Consider the following 23,314-nt stretch of genomic DNA (forward strand, 5'->3'; position numbering starts at 1 on the left):
ACTACCATGGGACGGTGATGGTCGGTCGGTTCGCGCGCGCGCTGCTGGTGGCGGCGCTGCTCGCCCTGGCGGTGGTGATCGTCGACCCCCGGCCCGCCGCGGCCGCCACGGACTACCTCGAGGTGGAGCTGACCAGCGTCTCCACGCCCACCCTGGATCTGGCAGACCCGGCGCAGGTGGTGGAGCTGAGCGGGACTCTCACCAACGTCTCCACGGTGCCCATCCGCTACGTCAACGTCCACTTCTGGCGGCTGAGCACGCCGCAGACCACCACCACCCAGCTGGCCCAGACCCTGGCTGACGTGCCGATCGGCGCCAGGCTGTTCGACGAGCAGGCCGGCAACCTCGACATTCTCACCCGGGACGAGGACTTCGCGCCCGGGCAGCGCGCCGACTTCACCGTACGGGCCACCGTCGCTCAACTGACCGCCGGGCAATACGCCTTGACCAGGACCGATGCCGGGTATCTGCTCGGCGTACAGGTGCGCGGCATCCCGGCCGATGGCCCCAACCAGGTGGTGGGCGAGGACCAGGTGGTGGTGGCGGCCACCACGGAACCCGTGGAGTCCAGCGCCCTCGTGCTGCTCACCGCCCCACCCACCTGGCTGCCCGACGGGGACTTCATCGACGACTCCCTCGCCCGCGACCTCGCCGGCCGACTCGACACCCTCCTGGCCAGCGCCGAGCGCGACGGGGTGGTCGCGGCCGTGGATCCGGCTCTGCTGGAGGCCGTCGAGCTGATGACCGGGGACCACGTCGTGGGCGGGGTGAGCACCCCCGGAAGCGGGGTGGCGCTCGCCTGGCTGCGGCGCGTCCAGGCCCTCGCCGAGCAGGACCGGCTCTGGCGGCTCCCCTACGCCAACCCCCATCTGACCAGGGCCGACGCCGCCGGCGAGCTGGACCGGGTGCTGGAATGGAGCGCCACCGCCACCCCGCCGTCGATGCTGGCGCTGCCGGGTGTCGCGGTGATGGAGGACGGCGCCGGCGAGCAACTGGCCGAGCAGCTGACCGACGTCGACACCGTCGTGGTGCGCAACGCCAGCGGCAGCCGCGGCGGCGCGCCCGCGCTGCTGGGGGCCTCCCCCCTGGCCAGCTTCGCGGCGCTACCGCCCGGGGTTCGGCTGGGCAGGCTGATCACCGAGGAGTTGCTCGCTGACGCGACGCCGCTCTACGTCATCTCGACGGTGGAGGCGGCGGAGGCGGACGCCACCCCCGGCGCTCAGCGGCGCCACATCGCCCCCGGCTCCAGCCCCGCCGGCCGGCTTGTCTGGCCGGATGCCACCGAGCCTGCCCAGTGGCCCGCCCTGGCAGACCGCCTGCACGCCATTGAGGCCGACGCGGAGTTCCTGCGCCAACTCATGGGCTCCGACGAGCCGACGGACCTGTCCAGGATCGGGTCCACGGCCTTCTCGAAGGACTTCGCCGACGAGGCCGCCGCGCTGGCCTATCTCGACGCCGTCGCCCCCTCCCGCATCGACGCCTCGCTGGTGACACTGCGGGCGGCCGAATCGTTCGTCATGGGGTCGCGCACCAACACGTTCCCGGTCACCGTCACCAACGGCCTGGGGGTTCCCATCCAGGTGAGGCTGGAGTTCGCGTCGGACTCCCCGCAGCGCATCCGGGTCCCCGCGGTGGGTCCCGTGACGGTGGGGCCGGGCCAGGCGGCCACCGTCGACATCACGCCGGAGGCCACCGCCAACGGGGTCGCGATCGTGCGCGCCCAACTGACCACGGTGGCGGGCGACCCCTTGGGGAGGCCGCTGCCCATCGAAATCAGCGCTACCGACTTCGGGCGCGTCGGCTGGATCATCATCGTCGTCTCGGGTGCTGTAGTGGTGGGGGGCACCGCCCTCCGGATCCGCGCCGTGCAACGCGAACGTTCGGGCAAGGAGAACAGTGAGCCAAGTCAGTAGCACCAGGAAACTCATCGGCGCCGGCGCCATCATGGCGTCCGGGACGATGATCTCGCGCATCCTCGGAGTCATCCGGGTCATGCTCGTGGCCTTCATCCTCGGCAACGGCACCCGGCAGGCGGACATGCTCGCCCTGGCCACCATGGTGCCCAACTCGCTCTACATCCTGTTCGCCGGCGGTGCGCTCAACACCGTGCTGGTGCCGCAGATCGTGCGCGCCATCAAGAACGATGACGACGGCGGCGAGGCCTACACCAGCCGCATCATGACCGCGTTCATGCTGATCATCACGGTGGTGGCGGTGGTGGTCACCATCGGCGCGCCACTCGTGACGGCCATCTACACCTCCCCCGCCTGGCGCGGGACGGACCTGGAGGCCCAGTACGCGTCGCTGGTGGCGCTGACCTACCTGACGCTGCCGCAGATCTTCTTCTACGGAGCCTTCTTCCTCCTCGGACAGGTGCTCAACGCGCGGGACAAGTTCGGCCCCATGATGTGGGCACCCATCGCCAACAACATCATCTCCATCGCCGTGATGGCCCTCTACTTCGTCGTGTGGGGCAACGACGACGACCACTCGAGTGCCTTCACCACGCCGCAGATCCTCCTGCTGGGTATCGGCACCACGCTCGGCATCGTCGCGCAGACCGCCGTCATGATCCCCTACATCCGGAAGCTCGGCTTCAAGCTGCGTCCCCGGTTCGACCTCAAGGGCACCGGGCTGGGCCACACCTTCTCCCTGACCAAGTGGACGATGGGTTTCGTGGCCGTCAACCAGGTGGGGCTCATGGTGGTCAACAGGCTTGCCACCTCCGCGACCGCGGGCGGTAGCGGCGCGGGCGTCACGGTCTACGCCAACGCGCACCTGCTGTGGATCCTGCCGCACTCCCTGATCACCGTTTCCCTGGCCACCGCCATGCTGCCCAATGCGTCGCGGCTGGCCGCGGGTGGCGACTTCAGTGGTGTCGCGGGCGAGTTCACCAAGACCGTGCGGCTGGCCATGGTGGCCATCGTGCCCGCCACCGTCGCGTTCCTGGCACTGTCGGGCCCAATGGCCGGGCTTCTCTTCGGGCAGGGCACGGGCGCCACGGACGCCGTCTGGATCGCGTGGGCGCTGATGGCGTTCGCGCTGGGGCTGATCCCGTTCACCGTCCAGTTCGTCTGCCTGCGCACCTTCTACGCGCTGGAGAACACGCGCACCCCGTTCTTCCTGCAGACCCTGATCGCGGGCCTGAACATCGCGGGCGCCATCGCGCTCGTGTGGTGGGTGAATTCCGACGCCTGGGTGGCGGGGGCGCTGGCCCTGGCGTACTCGCTGGCCTACTCCATCGGCGTGCTCGTCACCTGGCAGGCGTTGCGGCGCAGGGTGCCGGACCTCGACGGCCGGGCCCTGGTCATGCACCTGGTTCGGCTGCTGCTGGGCGCCGGAATCGGCGGCGTGGCCGCCTACTACCTGTCGGGATGGCTGATCGGGGTTGTGCCGGGCCGCACCGTCGGCCAGATCGTCGCGCTGGCCGCGGGCGGACTGGTGATCCTCGTCTCCTTCCTGCTGATGGGCAAGGCGCTCAAGGTGAAGGAGCTCGGCAGCCTGTCGGAGCTGGTGGGGAGCCGGTTCGGGCGCCGCGGAGGGTCGCGGGCCGGCGCCGTCGAGTCCTCCCGGGATGACCGGTCGCAGGGCGACGACCAGATGCCGACCGCCGTCGTGCCGGCGCTTCGCGACGACATGATCGACTCCTTCGACACGGGTCCCGCGACGGTGGTGCGCAACAAGCCGGCCACCACCCAGCACACGTTCCCCCCCGTCGCGGGCACGCCGTCGGCCCCCTCCTCCGTCGACGAGGAAACCGGCCGGATGGCGCCGTTGGCACCGGCCGGGCCGCGATCCGCCGCGGTGGACTGGTCCGACGGTGGGGAGCTGGCCGCGGGTGGCGAAGCCTCCGACCAGGACGAGACCACCGGGGCGCTCGACATTCCGGGCCTGTTCCGCGACGCCACTCCCGCCCGGATCGCCGCCGCCGGGGCCCTGCTCAGCACCCGCTACGAGCTGGTTGAGCGACTGGCCTCCCTGTTCGGCACCGAGACGTGGCGGGCCCACGACCAGGTGCTCTCTCGCGACGTCGTGGTGCACGTCATCGCACCGGGAGACCCGCGCATCTCCGACGTCATGCTGGCGGCCCGCAAGGGCGCCGTGGCCACCGACTCGAGGTTCCTGCGCGTGCTCGACGCCGACGAGGTGCTGGACCCCACGCAGGGCATCGGGGCGTTCGTCGTGCGCGAGTACGCGCCCGGCCGCTCCCTGACCGACATCCTGGCTGCTGGACCGCTGAGCGCGATCGAATCCGCCCACATCGTGCGTGACCTCGCCGACGCGCTCGTCGCCGTCCACGCCCAGGGGCTGTTCCACGAGCAGCTGAGCCCGGACAACGTCATCATCACCACCTCGGGGGCGGTCCGGCTCGGCGGGTTCGGCGTCGAGGCGGCGCTGGCTGACCGCGCCGACCACCAGCACGCCTGGTCCGCGCGCGAGAGCTCTGACGTCGTCGGCCTGGGAAAGATCCTGTACGCCACCCTGGTGCGGCACTGGCCAGGGGAGGCCGCCTTCGGGATGCCCGCCGCGCCCATCGTCGCTGGGGAGACCGCGCCGGCACACACGGTCAAGGCGGGGGTCTCGCCTGCCCTGGACCGGATCTGCACCGTCACGCTCACCCAGCGAGGCGCGATGAGCGAGCCCCGGATCTCATCCGCGGGGCAGCTGGTGGAAGCACTGTCCATGGTGCTGGGCACCGCGAACGCCGCGGCTGACCTCGAGGAGCGCGTCCGCGGCCTGGATCGCGCGGTGCCGTCCCCCTCGGGCGCCCCGCACGACCCGTTCCGGCGCCCGGGCGAGACCCGCGTCGGGATCTGGGCCCCGGTCTCCGGGACCGCACCGGAGGAGGGCACGGACGTCGAGGCGGCCACCCTGGCGCGCTCGGCCGGATTGTCGCGGGAGGGTGACGGCGCGGGCAGGCCAGTGCTCAGCGACGACCTGTTCACGGGCCCGCGCCGCACTCCCGGGGATGTGGTTCCCCCGCCGGTGGCGTCCACGAGGGTCGCGGGCGAGGACCCCGACCGTCCCCGAACGCGCCGCGGGGTGGTGGCGCTGCTGGCGCTGCTGGTCCTCATCGCGGTGGCGTCGATCATCGCGCTGTGGACGGCGGACCCGGATCAGGCGACCACCTCGCCGTCCGGCCCCGGCGCGTCGAGCCCGGCAGCGCAGTCGCAGTCGCCGTCGGTGTCGCAGGGCGCTGCGGGGTCTCCGGCGATCGTCGGCGTGCGGGACTTCGACCCCGAGGAGGACGGCGGAAACGGCGAGGAGAACGGGGACCGGGCCGCGACCGTGATCGACGGGGACGCGGGCACCACGTGGGTGACGATGCGCTACCTCCGCAGGCCGGACATGGGCGGGCAGAAGCCCGGCGTCGGGCTGATCCTGGACCTCGGTGCACCCACCACGGTGACGAGCGCGACGGTGACGTTGGTGGGCGGGGAGACCGCCGTCGAGCTGAGAGTGCCGTCGGGGTCTGAGCCGTCGATGCGCACCGAGGCTGACTGGACGATCGTCGGCTCGAACCCTGCCGCGACGGGCACGGCCACCATCGCGCTGGATGAGCCGACGGAGACGCAGTACCTGATGGTCTACGTCACGAGCCTGCCGCCGGTGGAGGGCGGGTTCCGCGCCGAGATCGCGGAGGTCACCCTGCAGTAGGGGTGTGGTTCCCGAGGACCCGGGCCAGGTCGTAGCTGACCGGCTCGTCGAGCTGGTCATAGGTGCACGACGCGGGGTCCCGATCGTCCCTCCACCGCACGAACTGGGCTGTGTGACGGAATCGCTTGTCTTGTCCTGAGCCCTGCGAGGAACGAGCAGGTGTCGAAGGGCCCTCCATGTGGTCGTAGCGCACCTCCACCACCCGCTCCGGGCGCAGCGGAGTGAAGGACAGGTCCTTGGTGGCGTTCCAGCGCGAGTGCGCGGCCGCCGTCGGGGTGCGGGGGAAGGACTGGTCGCGGTTGTCGGCCTCCGTGTCCTCCGGCTCCGCCCACGCCCAGGGATGGCCCTCGAACGACGTGACCAGGGGCTGGAGCTCCTCGAACAGCTCGCGGCGCCGCGCCATCGGGAGGGCCCCGATCACCCCGACGGAGTTGAGCGTGCCGTCGTCGGTGTACAGCCCCAGCAGCAGCGAGCCGATGGCGTCGCGCTCGCCCTTGTACAGCCGGTACCCTGCGACAACGCAGTCCGCGGTGCGCTCGTGCTTGTACTTGAACATCACGCGCTTGTCCTCGGCATACGGCTCGCCGAGTGGCTTGGCGATCACCCCGTCGAGCCCTGCCCCCTCGAACTGCTCGAACCACTGCCCCGCGACGCTCACCTCCCGCGTGGCCTGCGTCAGGAAGATGGGGGGCCGCGCCCCGGCCAGTGCCGTCTCCAGCGCGGCTCGCCGATCCCGGAACGGCTTCTCGGCGAAGTTCTCCATGCCGAGCGCAAGCAGGTCGAACGCCACGAAACTGGCGGGCGTGACCTCGCTCAGCTTCCTGATCCGCGACGCGGCGGGGTGGATCCGTTGCTGCAACGCGTCAAAGTTGAGCCGGTCGCCTGTCTCGGGGTCGATCATGACGATCTCGCCGTCGATGACCGAGTGGTCCGGGAAGTTCTCGACGACGGCGCGCACCAGCTCAGGGAAGTAGCGGGTCATGGGGCGCGAGTTGCGCGAGCCGATCTCAACCTGGTCGCCGGAGCGCCAGATGAGGGAGCGGAAGCCGTCCCACTTGGGCTCGTAGAGGAAGTCGCCCTCGGGCAGCTTCTTCACCGGCTTGGCGAGCATCGGCCCGTACGGCGGGGCGATGGCGGTGCCCCATTCGGCGTCGCGTTCGGCCTTCGGCGCCATGTACTCGTCGTCGGCCCGGTCCGCCTTCCGCTTGCTCGGCGGCACTCTGGGCGGTTCGCCCGGCATCTTGGGATAGTCGGGCGGAAAGTTCAGCTCGCCCAGACCGCGCTCGAGGTCCGCTGCCCACAGCGACAGCGCCCCGGACACCTCGCCCGGCTCATCGTCGATGTCCGCCCAGGCGCAGCCGCGACGCTCCAGCAGCGCCGGGACCGTGCGGAGGGTGAGCTCGCGCGGGTCGGCATCGGGGAGCTCGTCCCAGGTGAGCGGGGTGGAGACCGGTGCACCGGGGAGGGGTCGCGGGGAGTAGGCGGCGGCGATGGTGCGGTCGCGGTTGGCCTGGTTGAAGTCCACGAAGATGCGCTCCCCGCGCTCCTCCTTCCACCACGACGTGGTGACGAGGTCCGGAAGGCGACGTTCCAGCTCGCGCGCGATCCCGATCACCCCGTGCCGCACGTCCTGGAACTCGTGGGTGGGGAGGATCCGGGCGTAGACGTGGATGCCGCGGTTTCCGGAGGTCTTGGCGTACGCCTTCAGCCCCGCCTCGGCCATCACCTCGCGCAGGGCGAGGGCGGCCTCGACGGCGTCGCGGAAGTCGCGGCCGGGCTGGGGGTCGAGGTCGATGCGGAACTCGTCGGGGTTGTCGAGGTTCGCGGTGCGCACCGGCCAGGGGTGGAAGGTGATGGTGCCCATCTGTGCGGCCCAGGCGAGTGCTCCCGGCTCGTCGAAGGTGAGCTGGTCGTGCTTCCGGCGCGACGGGTAGGTGCAGGTCACGCGCCGAAGGAACGACGGCGCCCCCTGCGGTGGGCGCTTGGAGAAGAACTCCTCGCCGTCGATCCCCTCCGGGAAGCGCTGCAGGGTCATGGGCCGGTCGCCGTTCAGGTGCAGGAACGGCCCGGCAACGGCGATGAGGTAATCGGCGAGGTCGCGCTTGGTGACCGCCACGCCGTCGGCCATTCCGTCGCCGGGCCACATCACCTTGTCCGGGCTCGTCAGCTTGACCTCGCGCGCACCCTCGGGACCGTCCACCTGCAGGATCACTGAGTCAGCCATGTCGGCAAGGCTAGTCGGCAGAGGCCCCCTCATCGCCCAGTGGCGCATACCGGTCGCGGTTACCGCTCGCCGTGCCTCCAGGGCGCTGGAGGGTCCTGCCTGCGAGGCGCGTCTCTTTCGCGGTCGCGGTGGGTCCCATCGCGCCTGCGATAAATCTCCCCGCCCGCGCCAGAGCGCAGGCGTCGACAACGAGGGCAGGCGGCCCGGACGCGCCTGCGTTCTGGTGCAGGCGTCGACAACGAGGGCAGGCGTCGGGACGCAAGGCAGGCGGCTCGGACGCGCCTGCGATAAGTCTCGCCGCCCGCGCTAGAGCGCGGGCCCACCAACATAGGGCAGGCGGCTCTGACGCGCCCGCGCTGTAGCGCAGGCGCTCATAACGAAGTCAGGCGCCGAGACCCAAGGCAGGCGCGGGGTGGCGGAGGCGGGAGGGGAGGCACCGCAGAGCGGTGGATGAGGGGGACCGGTCGCGGTGGGTCGGGCGTTGGGCAAGGCACGCCGCGTTTGGGCGTGCCGAGGGCGCCCATGGGCGAGACCGGTCCCCCTCAGCCACCGCGGAACCCAGGTCCCTGGGAAGCCAACGTCGGTTTCGACGCACGCTGCGCCGCTCCGCGGCTAGGCGTGGCTCAACCAGCGGGGAGGGGGCGCGAAAGGGGCGCCGGTTGCCCGGCGCCCCTCGCGTGAATCAGCCTTGGAGGATCACTCCTTGACGTCCTCGTCGACCCAGTCGAAGGTCCGCGTGACGGCCTTCTTCCAGAGGCGGAACATGCGCTCCCGCTCGGCCTCGTCGACGACAGGCTTCCAGCGCTTGGCCTCGGCCCAGTTGTCGATGACGTCCTGCTCACCCTCCCAGTAGCCGACGGCGATGCCGGCTGCGTAGGCGGCGCCCAGGGCCGTGGTCTCCGCGACGACGGGGCGAACCACGTCGACGCCGAGCTGATCAGCCTGGAACTGCATGAGCGTCTCGTTCATCGTCATGCCGCCGTCAACCTTGAGCTCGGCGAGCTTGACGCCCGAGTCCGCCTCCATGGCTTCCAGCACCTCGCGCGTCTGGTAGGCGGTGGCCTCCAGGGCTGCGCGGGCGATGTGACCACGGTTGACGTAACGGGTGAGGCCGACCAACGCGCCGCGCGCGCTGGACTTCCAGTAGGGCGCGAAGAGGCCCGAGAACGCGGGCACGAAGTACGCGCCGCCGTTGTCCTCGACCGTGCTGGCCAGCTCTTCGACCTCGGGGGCCGAGCTGAACATCTTCAGGTTGTCGCGCAGCCACTGCACCAGCGAGCCGGTGACCGCGATCGAGCCCTCGAGGGCGTAGATGGCGGGCTTGTCGCCGATCTTGTAGCACACGGTGGTCAGCAGGCCGTTCGTCGACGGGACGATCGCTTCGCCCGTGTTGAGCAGCATGAAGTTGCCGGTGCCGTAGGTGTTCTTCGCCATGCCGGGCTCGAAGCAGGCCTGGCCGAAGGTGGCCGCCTGCTGGTCGCCCAGGATGCCTGCGATGGGGACTTCGGGCAGGAGACCTGCCGCGCGACCCACGCCGTACACCTCGGCCGAGCTCTTGATCTCGGGCAGCATCGACATGGGGATGGTCATGTCTGCCGCGATCTCCGCGTCCCAGCTGAGGGTGTTGAGGTCCATCAGCATGGTGCGCGAGGCGTTGGTCACGTCGGTGACGTGCACTCCACCGTCGACGCCGCCGGTCATGTTCCACAGCACCCAGGTGTCCATGGTGCCCATGACGAGGTCGCCGGCTTCGGCGCGCTCGCGTGCGCCCTCGACGTTGTCGAGGATCCACTTGACCTTGGGGCCACAGAAGTAGGTGGCCAGGGGGAGGCCCACGCGGGCCTTGTACTTGTCCTGGTCCCCGCCGCCGAGCTCTTCGACGATCTTCGCGGTGCGCGTGTCCTGCCAGACGATGGCGTTGTAGACGGGCTCACCGGTGTTCTTGTCCCACACGACGGTGGTCTCGCGCTGGTTGGTGATGCCAACAGCCGCGATCTCCTGGTGGTTCACGGAGGCGGTGCTCAGTGCCTCGGCGACGACGGCGCGGACGTTGTTCCACACCTCGACGGGGTTGTGCTCAACCCAGCCGGCGCGCGGGAAGATCTGCTCGTGTTCCTTCTGGCCGGTGGCGACGATCTGGCCGCTGTGGTCGAAGACGATTGCCCGGGAGCTCGTGGTTCCCTGGTCGATTGCGAGTACGTACTTGTCAGCCATTACTTAACCCATTTCCTTTCGATCAGACGGCCGGCAGGAGAACGCCGGAGAGGAGGCCGGCCAGGACGCCACCGATGATGGGGCCGACGATCGGCACCCAGGAGTAGCCCCAGTCGGAGCCACCCTTGCCCTTGATGGGGAGGATGGCGTGGATGATGCGCGGGCCGAGGTCACGCGTCGGGTTGATGGCGTAGCCGGTGGGGCCACCGAGGCTGGCGCCGATGCCGACGATCAGGATGGCCACGCCGAATGCGCCGAGCCAACCGAGGTTGGCAGGTGCTGTGCCGCCGGCTGCTGTGAAGCTGCCTGCACCGAGGATGACGAACACGAGGACGAAGGTGGCGATGGCCTCAGTGACCACGTTCATGGCGTAGTTGCGGATGCCAGGGCCGGTGGAGAACACGGCGAGCTTGAGGGCCGGATCCGGCTCCTCGTCGAAGTGGTCCTTGTAGGCCAGCCAGCAGAGGACCGCGCCGATCATGGCGCCGACGAGTTCAGCGGCGAGGTAGACGACGGTGGACGCTGCAGTGATCGGTACGTTGGCAGCGTAGTTCTCCGAACCCGAGGCCAGGATGCCCAGGGTGACGGCGGGGTTCAGGTGACCGCCCGACTTGTATGAGACGAGGACGCCGGAAAAAACCGCGATACCCCAGCCCCAGTTGATGAAAAGGAAGCCCTGCCCGTTGCCCTTGGTCTTGGTGAGGATCGCGTTAGCGACGACACCACCACCAAGCAGCAGCAGCATGGCTGATCCCACGACTTCCGAGAGGAAGACAACACCCAAAGAGGTTTCCATCCCTCACTCCGTTCCTGACAGCTCTGTCAGTCCGGCGTCACCAGTGACGCATGCTTCATGACGACCCCAACGGCCGCCAACGACAAGCCAACTCTGGTCTGCACGTCCTTGCAAGGCGGGTGCACGTTCGTGCACCAAGAGGTTCTGACAATGCACCTTTCGGGACGACCTGCGCGTCGCCTTGCAGAATCCGGCAGACTACCGGGCCGGGCACTCAGGCCGCGCGCAGGTACTGCTCCACGGTGATCCGACGGCGGCTCGAAACTGCCAACACCGACAGCAGCAGCCCGACCGCCGCCATCAGCACCGCCATCGTCGCGAGGCCGATCTCGCCGCTGCCTCCAGACAGCCAGGCGCGCACCAGCAGCAGGCCGTTGTGCAGCGGGGAGACCGCCGCGATCGGGTTCAGCCAGGACGCGGCCGACGACAGGCCCAGGGCCACCGTCATGACGAGCAGGAGCAGCGACACCGCCCGCCCAGCGTTGCCCAGCCATCCGGCCAGCGCATGGTTGGCGAACACGAACGACGCGCCCATCACGATCAGCAGCGCCGCGAGCGCCACCGTCGACCCGAACCCGACGTCGAGGACCACCCCGCCGACGAGGCCGAGCAGCAGGCCCTGGGCCGCCACGACCGCCAGCGGCAACCACATGGTCTGCGCCCACAGGGCCAGGCTGGACGCACGCGAGGTCACCACATCGCGCGGGATGGGACGGGCGACGACGAAGCTTGCCAGCGCGCCCAGCCACAGCCCGGCGACGAGCAGCAGCGAGACAAGAGGCACGCGTCCGCTCTCCAGGAGGTCGTCGGGGGTATCCACGGGCGCCGCGACGACGGTGGCGAGCCGCTCACGATCGCGCGGGGAGTAGGTGGGCACCTGGTCAGCGCCCTTGGCCAGCTCGGTGGCGAACGTGGTCACGCCGTCGTCCAGCTGCCGGGCACCGTCGGAGAGCTGCGCGAGCCCATCGGCGAGGAGCGCGGTGCCGTCGGCCGCCGACGTCACACCCTCGGTGTACTGGGTGAGGCCGTCGACGAAGGTGGCGGCGCCCGTCTCGAGCTGGCCGACGCCGTCGTCGAGCTGGGCGACCCCGTCGGCGAACTGCAAGGCGCCGTCTGCGAGTTCGCCGGCGCCGTCGTTGAGCTGGGTGGCTCCGGCGGAGATGGCGGGGGCGTTGTCGACGATGGGCTGGGCCTCGGTGGCCAGGGTGTCGGCGCCGTCGCGGATCTGGGTCAGGCCCGCCTTGAGCTCGCCCAGTTGGGCCTCGGTCTGGGCGGGCAGTTCGGTGACGAGCTGGTCCACGCCGTCGGCCAGCTGGTCCGCTCCCCCGGCCAGCGCCTCCGCGCCGGCCACGAGCGAGAGGCCGGTGGCGGCATCGGGGGTGGTGAGGGCGGCGGACGCGGTGCCGGTGCCGGCCTGGAAACCTGCGCCGACTCCGGCGGACGCTCCCGCGGCGAAGGTCTGCTGAAGCATCTCGCACGTGGCCGGGTCGGCCACCGGGCACTCGAAGCCCGCGGCGATCTGGCCACCGATGGCGGTCACCTCATCAGGCGCCGGGATCGCGCCGGAGCTGAAGCCCTGCATGGCCTGGTTGACCTGCGCGATGCCGCCGGACAGCCCCGCGGCGCCGTCGGCGGTCTGCCTGGCCCCTGTGGCGAGTTGTTCGAGCTGAGAGAAGTCCTGCGGCTGGTCCAGCCCCGCGATGACCTGGTCCAGTCCGTCGCGCAGCTGCCCCACCCCGCCGATCGCCTGCGCGGCGCCGTCGGCGAAGGCCGGGATGCCCGTGAGGAGCTGGTCCGCGCCGTCGGCGAACTGCTGCGCGCCGTCGGCCAGCTCGGCGGCGCCGTCGGCCAGCTGGGAGCTGCCGGAGCTGAGCTCGCGGATGCCGATGACCAGCTGGTCACCGCCGTCGGCGAGCTTCGGCCCGTTCTCGCCGAGCAGCGCCATGCCGTCGCTCAGCTGGTTGGCACCCTGGGACGACTGGAGCGTCCCGTCGGCCAGCTGGGCGGACCCGTCGCTCAGCTGCTGCGCGCCGTCGACGATCGTGGAGAATTGCTCACCCACGGTGTTGAAGCCCACGTAGATTCCGTCGAGGTAGCCCTCGGTGAGGGTGCTGTTGATGGTGTCGCTGGCCAGCCGGGCGATCTGCTGGGCGAGCTGCGCGTCGGCGACCGGCGCGTTCTCGCTGACCTGCACCTCGATGGTGGCCTGCTGTGCGGTGTCGGCGTCGTTCTCCGAGAACGAGGTGGCGGCCGCGGAGAACCCCTGCGGGATGGTCACCACCGCGGCGAACTCCCCGGAGGCGAGCCCGTCCGCCGCGCTCGGCTCGTCCGCCAGCGTCCAGCTGACGTTCTCGCCCTCGCGCTCGATCATCGCGGCGGCCAACTGGCGGCCCATCGGAACGAGTTGCCCGTTGACGGTGACCGCCTCGTCGAGGTTGACGACGGCAGCGGAGATCTGTTCGTCCCCGCCCGGACTGGTCAGGGCGAGCAGGGCCGCCACCGCCAGGAGCGGCACCAGCACGAGCGCGATGATGGCCGGCCAGGTGACGCGGCGTCCGGACTGGGTCTCGGGTGTCATGCCCGGCTCCCCTCGTGAGCGATGGCCGGGGCGGCGTAGATGCCGTCCAGGGTGTGGTCTGTGAGGTGGTCCTCGACGGCGGCGCACAGCACGACGACGCCGTCTGGGCGGATCCTGTCCACGAGCGCGTTGAGGGCGGCCCGCGCCTCGGGGGTGGTGACGAGGTCAACCGAGTCGATGAACGCCACCCTCCCCGGGTTGGTCTGGACGAGCGCCAGCGCGGGATCGTCGACGTGGGCGAGGTCCAGGTAGGTGACCCGACGCCTCGCGTTCCCGGCGGCCTGCGGCAGGAGCGCCCCGGCCACCCGGGCGCGGCCGCCGGTGGTCTCCAGGCGCCCGCTGAGCGCGAGCGCAGCGCCGGTGCGCGCGCCGACGGGGCCGACGAGCCCGATCACGTTGCCGGGCACGAGCCTGAGGTCCATCGGCCCCACCACGCCGTCGACCGTGAGGCCCTCGGCGTAGAGCAGGGAACCGTCGCCGGGCCAGCCCTTCAGTGCCATCTCGGTGGAGAGCACCTCGCCCTCCACGTCGAAGGTGGGCAGGAGCCGGTCCAGCCACTTCGGGAGCCACCAGGCGCGCTCACCGAGCAGCGCGAGGACGGCGGGCACCAGGGTCATCCTGACGAGGAACGCGTCCACCGCGACACCCACCGCCAACGCGAAGGCGATCGGCTTGATGGCGCTCATGCCCTGCGGCACGAAGAACGCGAACACGGCCACCATGATGACGGCCGCCGCCATGACCACCGGCCCGGAGGCGACGAAGCCGCCGCGGATGGCCTCCAGGGGCGACTTGCCGTGGACGTACTCCTCCCGCATGCGGCTGACGAGGAACACCTCGTAGTCCATGGCCAGGCCGAACAGGATGCCCATCAGCAGGATGGGCAGGAAGGAGATGATCGGCATGCCGCGCTCGAGGTTGACGACCTCCTTGAGGAAGCCGTAGTTGAACACCAGCGCGGTGGCACCGAAGGCGGCGCTGACGCTGAGGAGGTACCCCACCGTCGCCTTGATGGGCACCCAGACCGAGCGGAAGACCGCAGCCAACAGGACCAGGGAGAGCCCCACCACGAGGAGCCCGAACGGCAGCAGGGCTGCCGTGAGCTTCTCGCTGATGTCGATCTGGACTGCCGTGAGGCCGGTCACGTTGGTGGAGACGCCGTAGCTCTCCTCCCAGTCGTCGGCCCGGCCCTGGAGGGCGCGGACGAGATCCGCGGTGGCGGGGTCGTCGGGGCCGGTCTCGGGCACGATCTGGATGAGGCCGGTGTCGGCGTTGGGGTTGGGGGTGGCGAGCGGGACGCTGGCCACCCCGTCCATCTGCTCGATATCCGCCTTGAGACTGGCCATGAGGCCGAGGGGGTCGGTGGAGCCGATGATGTCCGCGGTGACGATGAGGGGCCCGTTGACACCGGGGCCGAAGTGCTCGGCGATCAGGTCGAAGGCGATCCGTGCGGGTTGGTCCGGGCGCTGCTGGCCCGCGTTCGGCAGCGACACCTGCAGCCCCAGCGCCGGAAGCGCCAGAGCCACCAGGCTGCTCACCACCAGCACGATGGTGAGGACGGGGCGGGAGGTGGTGAGGTTGACCCACCACGCGAACGCGCCGCTGTGCTTCCTGGGCTTGGCGGCCGCCTTGCGTGGCTTGGGGCGCATCCGCTCCCCCATCACGCCCATCAGCGCGGGGAGGAAGGTGAGCGCGATGGCCACCGCGACGGCGACGGTGATGGCCGCGAAGATGCCCATGACGGTGAGGAAGGGGATGTTGGCCACCCCAAGTCCGAGCAGCGCGATGAACACGGTGAGGCCGGCGAAGACGACGGCCGAGCCTGAGGTGCCGACGGCGCGGCCCGCGGATTCCTCGGGGTCCAGCCCTTCGCGGAGCTGGTCGCGGTGCCGGGAGAGGATGAAGAGGGCGTAGTCGATGCCGACCGCCAGCCCCAACATCACCGAGAGCAGCGGAGTGGTGGAGTTGATGTCGAAGATGCTGGTCAGCAGGAACATCAGCGCCATCGCGATGCCCACGCCGGTGATGGCGGTGAGCAGCGGAAGGCCGGCCGCCACGATGGAGCCGAGCACCACCGTCAGCACCACCAGCGCCACCACCAGCCCGATGGCCTCGATGACGGAGAGGTGAGGCAGTTCGATGTTGTAGGCCTCGCCGCCCATGCTGACCTGGGTGCCCTCCGGCATGGCCGCCTGGAGGGCATCGGCCACCTCGCTGATGGGTTCGAGCTGCTCCTCGGTGGGCGACTGGCCGTCGAAGTCCAGGCTGAGCTGGATGATGGCGGCGCGCCCGGAGTCCGAGATCAGCCCGTCGACGTACTCGTTCCACGGGGACGTGACGGCCTCCACCATGGACAACTCGCCGAACTCCTCGAGGGAGGCCTCGATCTCGGTCCGGGAATCAGTCACCTGCTCACCCTCGGGGGCCACGACGATGGCCAGGGCGGAGAGCGCCGCCCCTTGCGGGAACGTCATGCGCAGCTTGTCCAACGCCTCCTGGGACTTCGAGGACGGGATCTCGAACGCGTTGTTGAACGACCCCCCGAAGGTCACCGCGGCGAGGCCCAGCACAAGGAGGGCCGAGAGCCAGAGACCGATGACGGTGAGGCGGCGCCGGTAGCACCAACGACCAACGGCATAGAGCCAAGCAGACATACTTCGGGGCCTCTTCTTCAGATCGATCCCAAGCCGGATAGGCTCACAGGATACAACTATGCACCGAAATGCCTACATTTCTGCATCCATCCTTCTGGAGGTCCGCGACCATGACTATCGAACTCACGCGACGCCGGTCTGAGACGCGGCGCAGGCTCGTCCTGGCGGCGATCGAGGAGTTCAGCCGGCGCGGCATCGACGCCACCAGCGTCGAGCACCTGTGCGCCGCCGCCGGCTTCACCCGTGGCGCGTTCTACTCCAACTTCGCCACCAAGGACGACGTGTGCGTCGAGGTGATGCGGCACGTGGCCGAGGATCAGGTGGCCCTGTATCGCTCATCGCTGGCGGCGCTGCCCGACGAGATGACCACCGAGCAGATCATCGCCGGCATCCTCGACGTCAACCAGGCGGGGCCCGAGGTGATGCGGACGTTGATGGAGATCGACCTGCGCGCCTACCGGGACCCGGAATTCGGCGAGCGGGTCGACGAGATGCGCAAGGACGTCTGGCCCCTGTACGTGGACCTGGTGACCTCGGCGGCCGAGCGGGCCGGGCTCGAGTTCGAGGTGGACGTGGAGGATCTGCTGCTGATCTTCGAGGCCATCTGGCATCACCCGCGCACCGCGGCCAGCGATCAGCCCGGGCTCCGCAACCGGCTGATCACCGCCGTCGCCCGCCACCTCACCCGGGAGAAGGCGTGACCGCGCGGGTGCAGCGACTCCTCACCGCGGGAAACCACGACCCCGCCGGTCCGCCGGTGCACGAGAACAACGTGTGGATCGTCGGAGAGGGCGCAGACGTAGTCGTGATCGATCCGGCCCACGATGCTGACGCGGTGGCCCGGGCTGTCGCGGGGCGGAGGGTCACCGCGATCCTGCTCACCCACGGGCACTGGGATCACGTGCGGGCGGCGGTGGAGTTCGCCGCGCTGGTGGGGGCGCCGGTGCACCTGAACGAGGCGGACCGGTTCCTGTGGGCGGCCGAGCACGGCGAGGCGACGTTCGAGCCGCTGCGGGACGGCGACGTCTTCCACGCGGGCGGGGTAAAGCTCGTCGCGCGGCATACCCCTGGCCACACCCCCGGCTCGACGTCGCTCGTCGCGGCGAGCCTCGGCTGCGTGTTCAGCGGCGACACCCTCTTCGAGGGCGGCCCGGGCGCCACGCGATGGGACTACTCGAGCTTCGAGCAGATCATCGAGTCCATCGAATCGCAGTTGTTCACACTCCCCGACGAGACGGCGGTGCATACCGGCCACGGCCCGTCGACGACCATCGGCGCCGAACGCCCTGCGCTCGAGGACTGGATTCGCCGCGGCTGGTGACCGCTGCCCGTCCGCGTGGCCCCCTCGGCAATAGGATGAGGGAAGGCACCAGGGAAGGGTACGAATGAAGGTCTTGATCACCGGCGGCGCCGGCTACATCGGCAGCACCGTCGCATCGGCGTGCGAGGACTCCGGACACGAGGTGGTGATCCTCGACGACTTCTCGACCGGCCGTCGCGAGTTCATCGGAGACCGCGACGTCTATGAGGGCGACTTCGCTGACGAGGCCCTCCTGGAGCGGGTCTTCTCCGAGCACTCGATCGACGCCGTGGTGCACTGTGCCGCCAAGATCGTGGTGCCGGAGTCAGTCGAGCAGCCGCTGGACTACTACGAGAACAACGTCTCCAAGACCATCACGCTGCTGCGGGCGATGGAGCGGGCCGGGGTCCTGCGGTTCCTGTTCTCCTCGTCCGCCTCCATCTACGCGCCGGACGAGAACTTCATCGTCACGGAGGACTCGCCGCTCTCCCCCGGCTCGCCGTATGCGCGCACCAAGTACATCGTCGAGATGATCCTCGAGGACTTCACCAGGGCCTCGGCCATGAAGGTGCTCTCGCTGCGCTACTTCAATCCCATCGGCACGGACCCGAAGCTGCGCTCCGGCCAGCAGCTCGAGAAGCCCAGCCACGTGCTGGCCAAGCTGCTCGAGGCGTGGAGCAAGGGCGAGACGTTCACCGTCACCGGCGTCGAGTGGCCCACCCGCGACGGCTCCGGCATCCGGGACTTCATCCATGTCTGGGACCTCGCCCAGGCCCACGTCGCGGCTCTGGAGGGCTTCGACAAGGCCACGGCCACCTCGTCCTACGAGGTGTTCAACATCGGCACCGGCAGCGGCGTCACCGTCAAGGAACTGGCCGCCTCGTTCGAGGCGATCTCCGGCGACGCGCTCAAGGTCCAGGAGGGCCCGTCCCGGCCTGGCGACGTGGCCGGCGTGTACACGGTGTCGTCGAAGGCCAAGGACGTGCTGGGCTGGGAGGCGAAGCTCACCGAGCAGGAGGCGGTGCGTGACGCCATCGCGTGGCTGCCCGTGCGCAAGGAGATGCTCGGCTACTGATCGGGCCGGACTGGCTCGTGGCCCGGGCCCCGCTTACAGTGGGGACCATGATGCGCAAGGTGCTGTGGATGGTGGCCATCCTGGTGATCGTCTCCGCGGTGTCGACCTTCGTCGACCAACGCGAGGCAGCCCGCCGTCGCGCGCTCTGGGCCGAGGCCACGGACCCCGTCTGAGCGTCGGGTGTCAGTTCTGGTGTCGTAGTCGCCACCAGAACTGACACTCGCCTGAGCCGCACCCGACTGGTACGGCCGGGGCGCACGCCCGCGGCTCAGATGAACAGCGTGGTGCCCGACTTCTGGGCCTCCCCCAGGAAGGTGGCCACTCCACCCAGCTCAATGCCCTCGATCAGGTCGGATTCGGCCATGCCAAGCAGGTCCATCGTCATGGTGCAGGCGATCAGACGCGCCCCGTCCCTCTGCGCGGCCTCGATGAGCTCGGGCAGCGTCGGCACGGAGTGATCCTGCATCACCTTCTTGATCATCGCCGCCCCCATGCCCGCCATGTTCATGGTGGACAGCGGCAGCTTCCCAGGCCCGGACGGCATCATTGTGCCGAACATCTTGTCCAGCATTCCCCGGTCCCGCTTGGGCGGGTCCTGCCGACGAAGCGCGTTGAGCCCCCAGAAGGTGAAGAAGATCGACACCTTCTGCCCCATCGCGATGGCGCCGTTGGCGATGATGAACGCGGCCAGCACCTTGTCCATGTCACCGGCGAACACGACGAACGACACCTGATCCAACCGCTGGGACATGGCACCCATCGGCTGCTGGCCACCCTTGCGGAAGGTCGCGGCGTAGCCGGGGCCCTCGGGCACCATGGTGAGCAGCTCGTGCCCCTTCGTCGCGGCCCACGCCGGGCCGTCGGCAGCGAAGCCGGGGTCTGAGACGTGGACCACGATGTCGTCGCCGGGGGCCAGCTCGTCCATCTTCTTCGAGAGCTTCATGATGGGCCCCGGGCAGGCCAGGCCGGTGCAGTCGAGATCGACGACCTCGCCCGTGCCGCGCTTGGCAGTCACGAGGTCGATCGCCTCGGCGTAGGAGATCTCCGGGTTCCTGGCCGCATCGCCGACGGGCTCGAGGTCGTGCCAGAACCGGAAGGTGTGCGAGCCGCCCGACAGCGTCTTGACGTCGGCGAACCCGCGCTGGACGAGCAGGCGGCATGCCAGATAGCTGCGGAAGCCGACGGCGCAGTACAGGCGGATCGGGACGGACGTGTCCCACGCTCCGCAGACCTGCCGCATGGTGCCCAGCGGCACGTTCTCGGCGCCGGGGAGGTGCCAGATGTCGTACTCCTCGGGCGTGCGGACGTCGATGATCCGCGCCCCCTCTACTGCGGCGGGGAAGTCCTTGGCGTACCAGAGCTTCAGGTCCCCTCGGAGGACGTTGGTGGCGACGAAACCGGCCATGTTGACCGGGTCCTTCGCGGAGCCGAACGGCGGCGCGTACGCCAGCTCGAGGGTCTCAAGGTCCTGGACTGTCGCGCCGAGCCGGATGGCGGTGGCGAGCACGTCGAGGCGCTTGTCGACGCCGTCGAACCCGGCGATCTGAGCCCCGAGCACCTTGCCGTCGACAGGCGAGAACAGCACCTTCATGTGCATCATCGCGGTGCCCGGGTAGTACCCGGCGTGGCCGGAGGGGTGCACGTGCACCGTCTGGTAGGCCACACCCTCGCGTTCGAGCTGCCGCTCGGTGGCGCCCGTGCCGCCGGCTGTCATCTCGAAGACCTTGACGATCGAGGTGCCCTGGGTGGAGAGGTATTCGGTGCTGCGGCCGCAGATGTTCTCGGCGGCCACGCGCGCCTCACGGTTGGCCGGGCCGGCCAGAGGCGTGATCCACGAGCCGGGGAGCACGGTGTGCGGGGTCTCGACGGCGTCGCCGGCGGCCCAGATGTGCGGGTCCGAGGTGCGCATGTGGGTGTCGACGGCGAGGCCGCCGCGGGGACCCAGCGCCAGCCCGGCCTGCTCGGCGAGGCCCACGTTGGGGCGGACGCCTGCGGAAAGGATGACCAGGTCCGCCTCCAGGGTGCGGCCGTTGTTGAGCTCCACCTTGAGACTGTCGCCTGGCCCCTTCGCGAACGCCGCCGCCGCGGTGCTGAGGATCAACTCCACCCCGCGACCACGGATGTGCTGCTCGACCGGGATCGACACCTCCTTGTCCAGTGGCGGCAGGATCTGGTCACTCAACTCCACGACGGTGACTTCGGCGCCGCGGTGGCGCAGGTTCTCGGCCATCTCGATGCCGATGTAGCCGGCCCCGATGACGACGGTGCGGACCGGGCGGCGGGCGGCCTCGGCCGCCTTGAGGGCGGCGTCGAGGCGGGCCTTGATGTCGTCCATGTCGTGAATGTTGCGCAGGACGTGGACGCCGGGCAGGTCGATGCCGGGAAGCTTCAGCTTCAGCGGGTCCGCCCCTTGGCACAGCGCCAGAGCGTCGTAGGACTCGGTGTACTCCCTGCCGGTCTTCACCTCGCGCACCGTCACCGTCCTGGCCTCGGCGTCGAGCGCCACCACCTCGGTGGCCACGCGCACGTCGATGGCCAGCGATTCGTTCAGGCTCTCGGGCGTCTGGAGGAGCAGTCGGCTGCGATCGGTGATCACCTCGCCGATGTGGTAGGGCAGCCCGCAGTTTGCGAAGGACACGTACTCGCCCCGCTCGAAGACGATGATCTCTGCGGACTCATCCAGGCGGCGGGCGCGCGCCGCGACCGACGCACCTCCCGCGACACCGCCGACGACGACGATCTTCATGACAGGGCTCCTCTGCTCACGGGTGGGACTCACCTCTGTCAGGACAATACCCGTGGGGGTACCCGCGTCCGCGGGCGGGGTGGGCGTTGGCATCTCCTGCCTCGGCCGCCTGGGACCGGACGGTCAGACCCGGGTACACCCCCGACGACGGATCGACGCCGACGGTCTGACCCCCCATCGGCCACCTCCCCCTAGGCTGACCACATCATGATGGACAACCGGTGGTCACGCGACGGGCGCACCGTCCTCCGCGACGCCGCCCTGGCTGCGGTGTTCGCCGTCGGCACCGGGGTCCCCGTCCTGGCTGTGCCGGATGTGGACTTCTCGCGGCGGGCCATCGCCTGGTCGCTGCTCATGTGCGCCTCGTTGGTGGTGCGACGCGTGGCGCCGTTGGCCGCGCTGGGCGTCCTGAGCGCCGCGGGCGTCGGCATGGCCGCGACACTCACCACCCCGGTCCCCGCCCTCCTCGCCGTCCCCGTCGTCATCTACAGCGTCGGCAGGTATCAGCGGATGTCGGCGGTGCTGCTGGTGGTGGCCTTCGGCGTGGCCGGCTCGCTGGCCGGGCCGCTCAGCTGGACGGGCGGCATGCCGCAGCCGTACCGCCTCGTCGGCACCACGCTGCTGGTGCTGCTGTGCCTGGCCATCGTCGCGCTGAGCTTCCTCTGGGGGCGGTTCCTGCGCGAGCGCGCCTTGACGGAGGCGCTGGACCGCGAGATCGTCACCGAGCGGTTCACGGCCGCCCAACGCTCCGAGCGGCAGCGCACGGAGCTCGCCGCGAGGCGGGCGCGCACCGAGGTGGCGCAGGAGCTCCACGACGTCCTCGCCCACTCGTTGTCGATCATCGTCGTGCAGGCCGAGGGGGCCCGCGCAATGGCGGCGAAGCGTCCCGAGGCCGCCGTCGAGGCCCTTGACGTGATCGCTGACACGGGGCGCAAGTCGATCGGGGAAGTGCGCCGGATCGTGGCCCTGATGCGCGGCGACGCCGGCTCCCCCGCCTTCGGGCCGTCGCCGTCGCTCACCCAGATCCCCGAACTGATCGCCGGCGCGGGCGACCGGATCACGTTGGAGGTCGACGGCGAGGTCCCGCTGGTGCCCGAATCGTTGGGCGTGACCGCGTTCCGGGTCCTGCAGGAGGCGGTCACCAACTTCCTCAAGCACGCCGGCCCCACCGCGACCGCGGAGGTACGCGTGGGGTTCACCCCGGAGGCCATCGAGATCCAGGTCCGCGACGACGGGCTGGGCGCGCTCTCGACCTCCGACGGACACGGCTCCGGGATCCCCGGGATGCGGGAGCGGGTGCTGGCGATGGGCGGCGAGTTCACGGCCGGGCCGTGGGCCGGTGGCGGATACGAGGTCCGGGCGCGGCTTCCGATGCCGAGCCAGCTGGGCAAGAGTTGGCTGAGAGGGGCCTGACGTGATCACAGTGCTGTTGGCGGACGATCAGTCGTTGGTGCGCAGTGGCTTCCGGATGCTGATCGACTCGGCCGACGACATGGAAACCGTGGGCGAGGTGGACAACGGCCGCGACGCTGTGGCCGCGGTCCGGACCAGGCAGGTCGACGTGGTGCTCATGGACATCCGGATGCCCGTCATGGACGGCATCGAGGCCACCCGGCAGATCAGCGCCCTGGGCCTGGACACCAAGGTGCTGGTGCTGACCACCTTCGACCTGGACGAGTACGTGTTCGCGGCCATCCGGGGCGGCGCGAGCGGGTTTCTGCTCAAGGACGCCCTCCCCGAGGAGCTGCTGGGCGCCATCCGCGCGGTGGCCAGCGGCGACGCCGTCGTGGCGCCGTCGGCGACCCGCCGGCTGCTCACCCAGTTCGCGCCGCTCCTCCCCAAGGCGGGCCTGGCCCCGGACAGTCGCCTCGACGCGCTCACGGACCGCGAGCGGGAGGTCCTCGAGCAGGTGGCGCACGGGGCGAACAACACGGAGATCTCGCAGCGCCTGTACATGGCCGAAGGCACGGTCAAGACCCACGTCGGGCGGCTGCTGAGCAAGCTGGGCGCCCGCGACCGGGTTGGCCTGGTCCTCATCGCCCACGAGTGCGGCCTGCTCGACACCTGAC

At 70.1% G+C, this 23,314-nt stretch carries 14 protein-coding genes; 8 read left to right on the forward strand and 6 right to left on the reverse strand.

Annotated elements, in window-relative coordinates:
• The first annotated feature begins 17 nt into the window (after window positions 1-17).
• Both ACX1D1_RS00510 and murJ read left to right on the forward strand, forming a co-directional pair.
• The gene (locus ACX1D1_RS00510) at window positions 18-1,913 is read left to right on the forward strand and encodes a DUF6049 family protein (RefSeq protein ID WP_255422003.1); all 1,896 of its coding nucleotides are present in this window, start codon (window positions 18-20) and stop codon (window positions 1,911-1,913) included.
• A complete protein-coding gene (gene murJ, locus ACX1D1_RS00515; RefSeq protein ID WP_459055473.1) occupies window positions 1,897-5,658 on the forward strand; it encodes a murein biosynthesis integral membrane protein MurJ in 3,762 nt (1,253 codons plus the stop codon). The genes ACX1D1_RS00510 and murJ overlap by 17 nt, the downstream gene beginning before the upstream one ends.
• Here murJ and ACX1D1_RS00520 read toward each other — a convergent pair.
• The 5 genes from ACX1D1_RS00520 to ACX1D1_RS00540 all read right to left on the reverse strand — a co-directional run bounded on the left by ACX1D1_RS00520 (window position 5,645) and on the right by ACX1D1_RS00540 (window position 16,124).
• Window positions 5,645-7,882, reverse strand: a complete 2,238-nt coding sequence (locus ACX1D1_RS00520; protein ID WP_459055474.1) for an ATP-dependent DNA ligase — start codon at window positions 7,880-7,882, stop codon at window positions 5,645-5,647. The two genes, murJ and ACX1D1_RS00520, sit on opposite strands and share 14 nt — an antisense overlap.
• A gap of 696 nt (window positions 7,883-8,578) precedes the next feature.
• Window positions 8,579-10,096 carry a glycerol kinase GlpK gene (gene glpK, locus ACX1D1_RS00525; protein WP_459055475.1) on the reverse strand — a complete coding sequence of 506 codons (1,518 nt, stop codon included), beginning with the start codon at window positions 10,094-10,096 and terminating at the stop codon, window positions 8,579-8,581.
• 22 nt (window positions 10,097-10,118) lie between these two features.
• The gene (locus tag ACX1D1_RS00530; RefSeq protein ID WP_459055477.1) at window positions 10,119-10,892 is read right to left on the reverse strand and encodes an MIP/aquaporin family protein; all 774 of its coding nucleotides are present in this window, start codon (window positions 10,890-10,892) and stop codon (window positions 10,119-10,121) included.
• Window positions 10,893-11,106: 214 nt separating this feature from the next.
• Window positions 11,107-13,470, reverse strand: coding sequence for a YhgE/Pip domain-containing protein (locus tag ACX1D1_RS00535; protein WP_459055479.1), 2,364 nt, complete (start codon window positions 13,468-13,470; stop codon window positions 11,107-11,109).
• Window positions 13,467-16,124 carry an MMPL family transporter gene (locus ACX1D1_RS00540; RefSeq protein ID WP_459055481.1) on the reverse strand — a complete coding sequence of 886 codons (2,658 nt, stop codon included), beginning with the start codon at window positions 16,122-16,124 and terminating at the stop codon, window positions 13,467-13,469. Before ACX1D1_RS00540 ends, ACX1D1_RS00535 begins: the two co-directional genes overlap by 4 nt.
• A gap of 110 nt (window positions 16,125-16,234) precedes the next feature.
• On the opposite strand from ACX1D1_RS00540, the gene ACX1D1_RS00545 reads away from it, so the two are divergent.
• From ACX1D1_RS00545 to ACX1D1_RS00560, 4 genes are all read left to right on the forward strand, one after another.
• On the forward strand, window positions 16,235-16,825 hold the full coding sequence (locus tag ACX1D1_RS00545; RefSeq protein ID WP_182781315.1) for a TetR/AcrR family transcriptional regulator: 591 nt from the start codon (window positions 16,235-16,237) through the stop codon (window positions 16,823-16,825).
• On the forward strand, window positions 16,822-17,445 hold the full coding sequence (locus ACX1D1_RS00550; protein ID WP_459055483.1) for an MBL fold metallo-hydrolase: 624 nt from the start codon (window positions 16,822-16,824) through the stop codon (window positions 17,443-17,445). Before ACX1D1_RS00545 ends, ACX1D1_RS00550 begins: the two co-directional genes overlap by 4 nt.
• A gap of 64 nt (window positions 17,446-17,509) precedes the next feature.
• Window positions 17,510-18,499, forward strand: a complete 990-nt coding sequence (galE, locus tag ACX1D1_RS00555; protein WP_182798947.1) for a UDP-glucose 4-epimerase GalE — start codon at window positions 17,510-17,512, stop codon at window positions 18,497-18,499.
• Window positions 18,500-18,546: 47 nt separating this feature from the next.
• Window positions 18,547-18,672, forward strand: coding sequence for a hypothetical protein (locus tag ACX1D1_RS00560; RefSeq protein WP_255443458.1), 126 nt, complete (start codon window positions 18,547-18,549; stop codon window positions 18,670-18,672).
• Window positions 18,673-18,767: 95 nt separating this feature from the next.
• Here ACX1D1_RS00560 and ACX1D1_RS00565 read toward each other — a convergent pair whose 3' ends face one another.
• Window positions 18,768-21,245, reverse strand: a complete 2,478-nt coding sequence (locus ACX1D1_RS00565) for an FAD-dependent oxidoreductase (protein ID WP_459055485.1) — start codon at window positions 21,243-21,245, stop codon at window positions 18,768-18,770.
• Window positions 21,246-21,452: 207 nt separating this feature from the next.
• On the opposite strand from ACX1D1_RS00565, the gene ACX1D1_RS00570 reads away from it, so the two are divergent.
• Together ACX1D1_RS00570 and ACX1D1_RS00575 are read left to right on the forward strand one after the other, a co-directional pair.
• The gene (locus ACX1D1_RS00570; RefSeq protein ID WP_459055486.1) at window positions 21,453-22,658 is read left to right on the forward strand and encodes a sensor histidine kinase; all 1,206 of its coding nucleotides are present in this window, start codon (window positions 21,453-21,455) and stop codon (window positions 22,656-22,658) included.
• A 55-nt stretch (window positions 22,659-22,713) separates the two neighbouring features.
• A complete protein-coding gene (locus ACX1D1_RS00575) occupies window positions 22,714-23,313 on the forward strand; it encodes a response regulator (protein WP_459056607.1) in 600 nt (199 codons plus the stop codon).
• Window position 23,314: the final 1 nt, after the last annotated feature.

Source organism: Tessaracoccus luoxuelianae, from assembly GCF_054483915.1.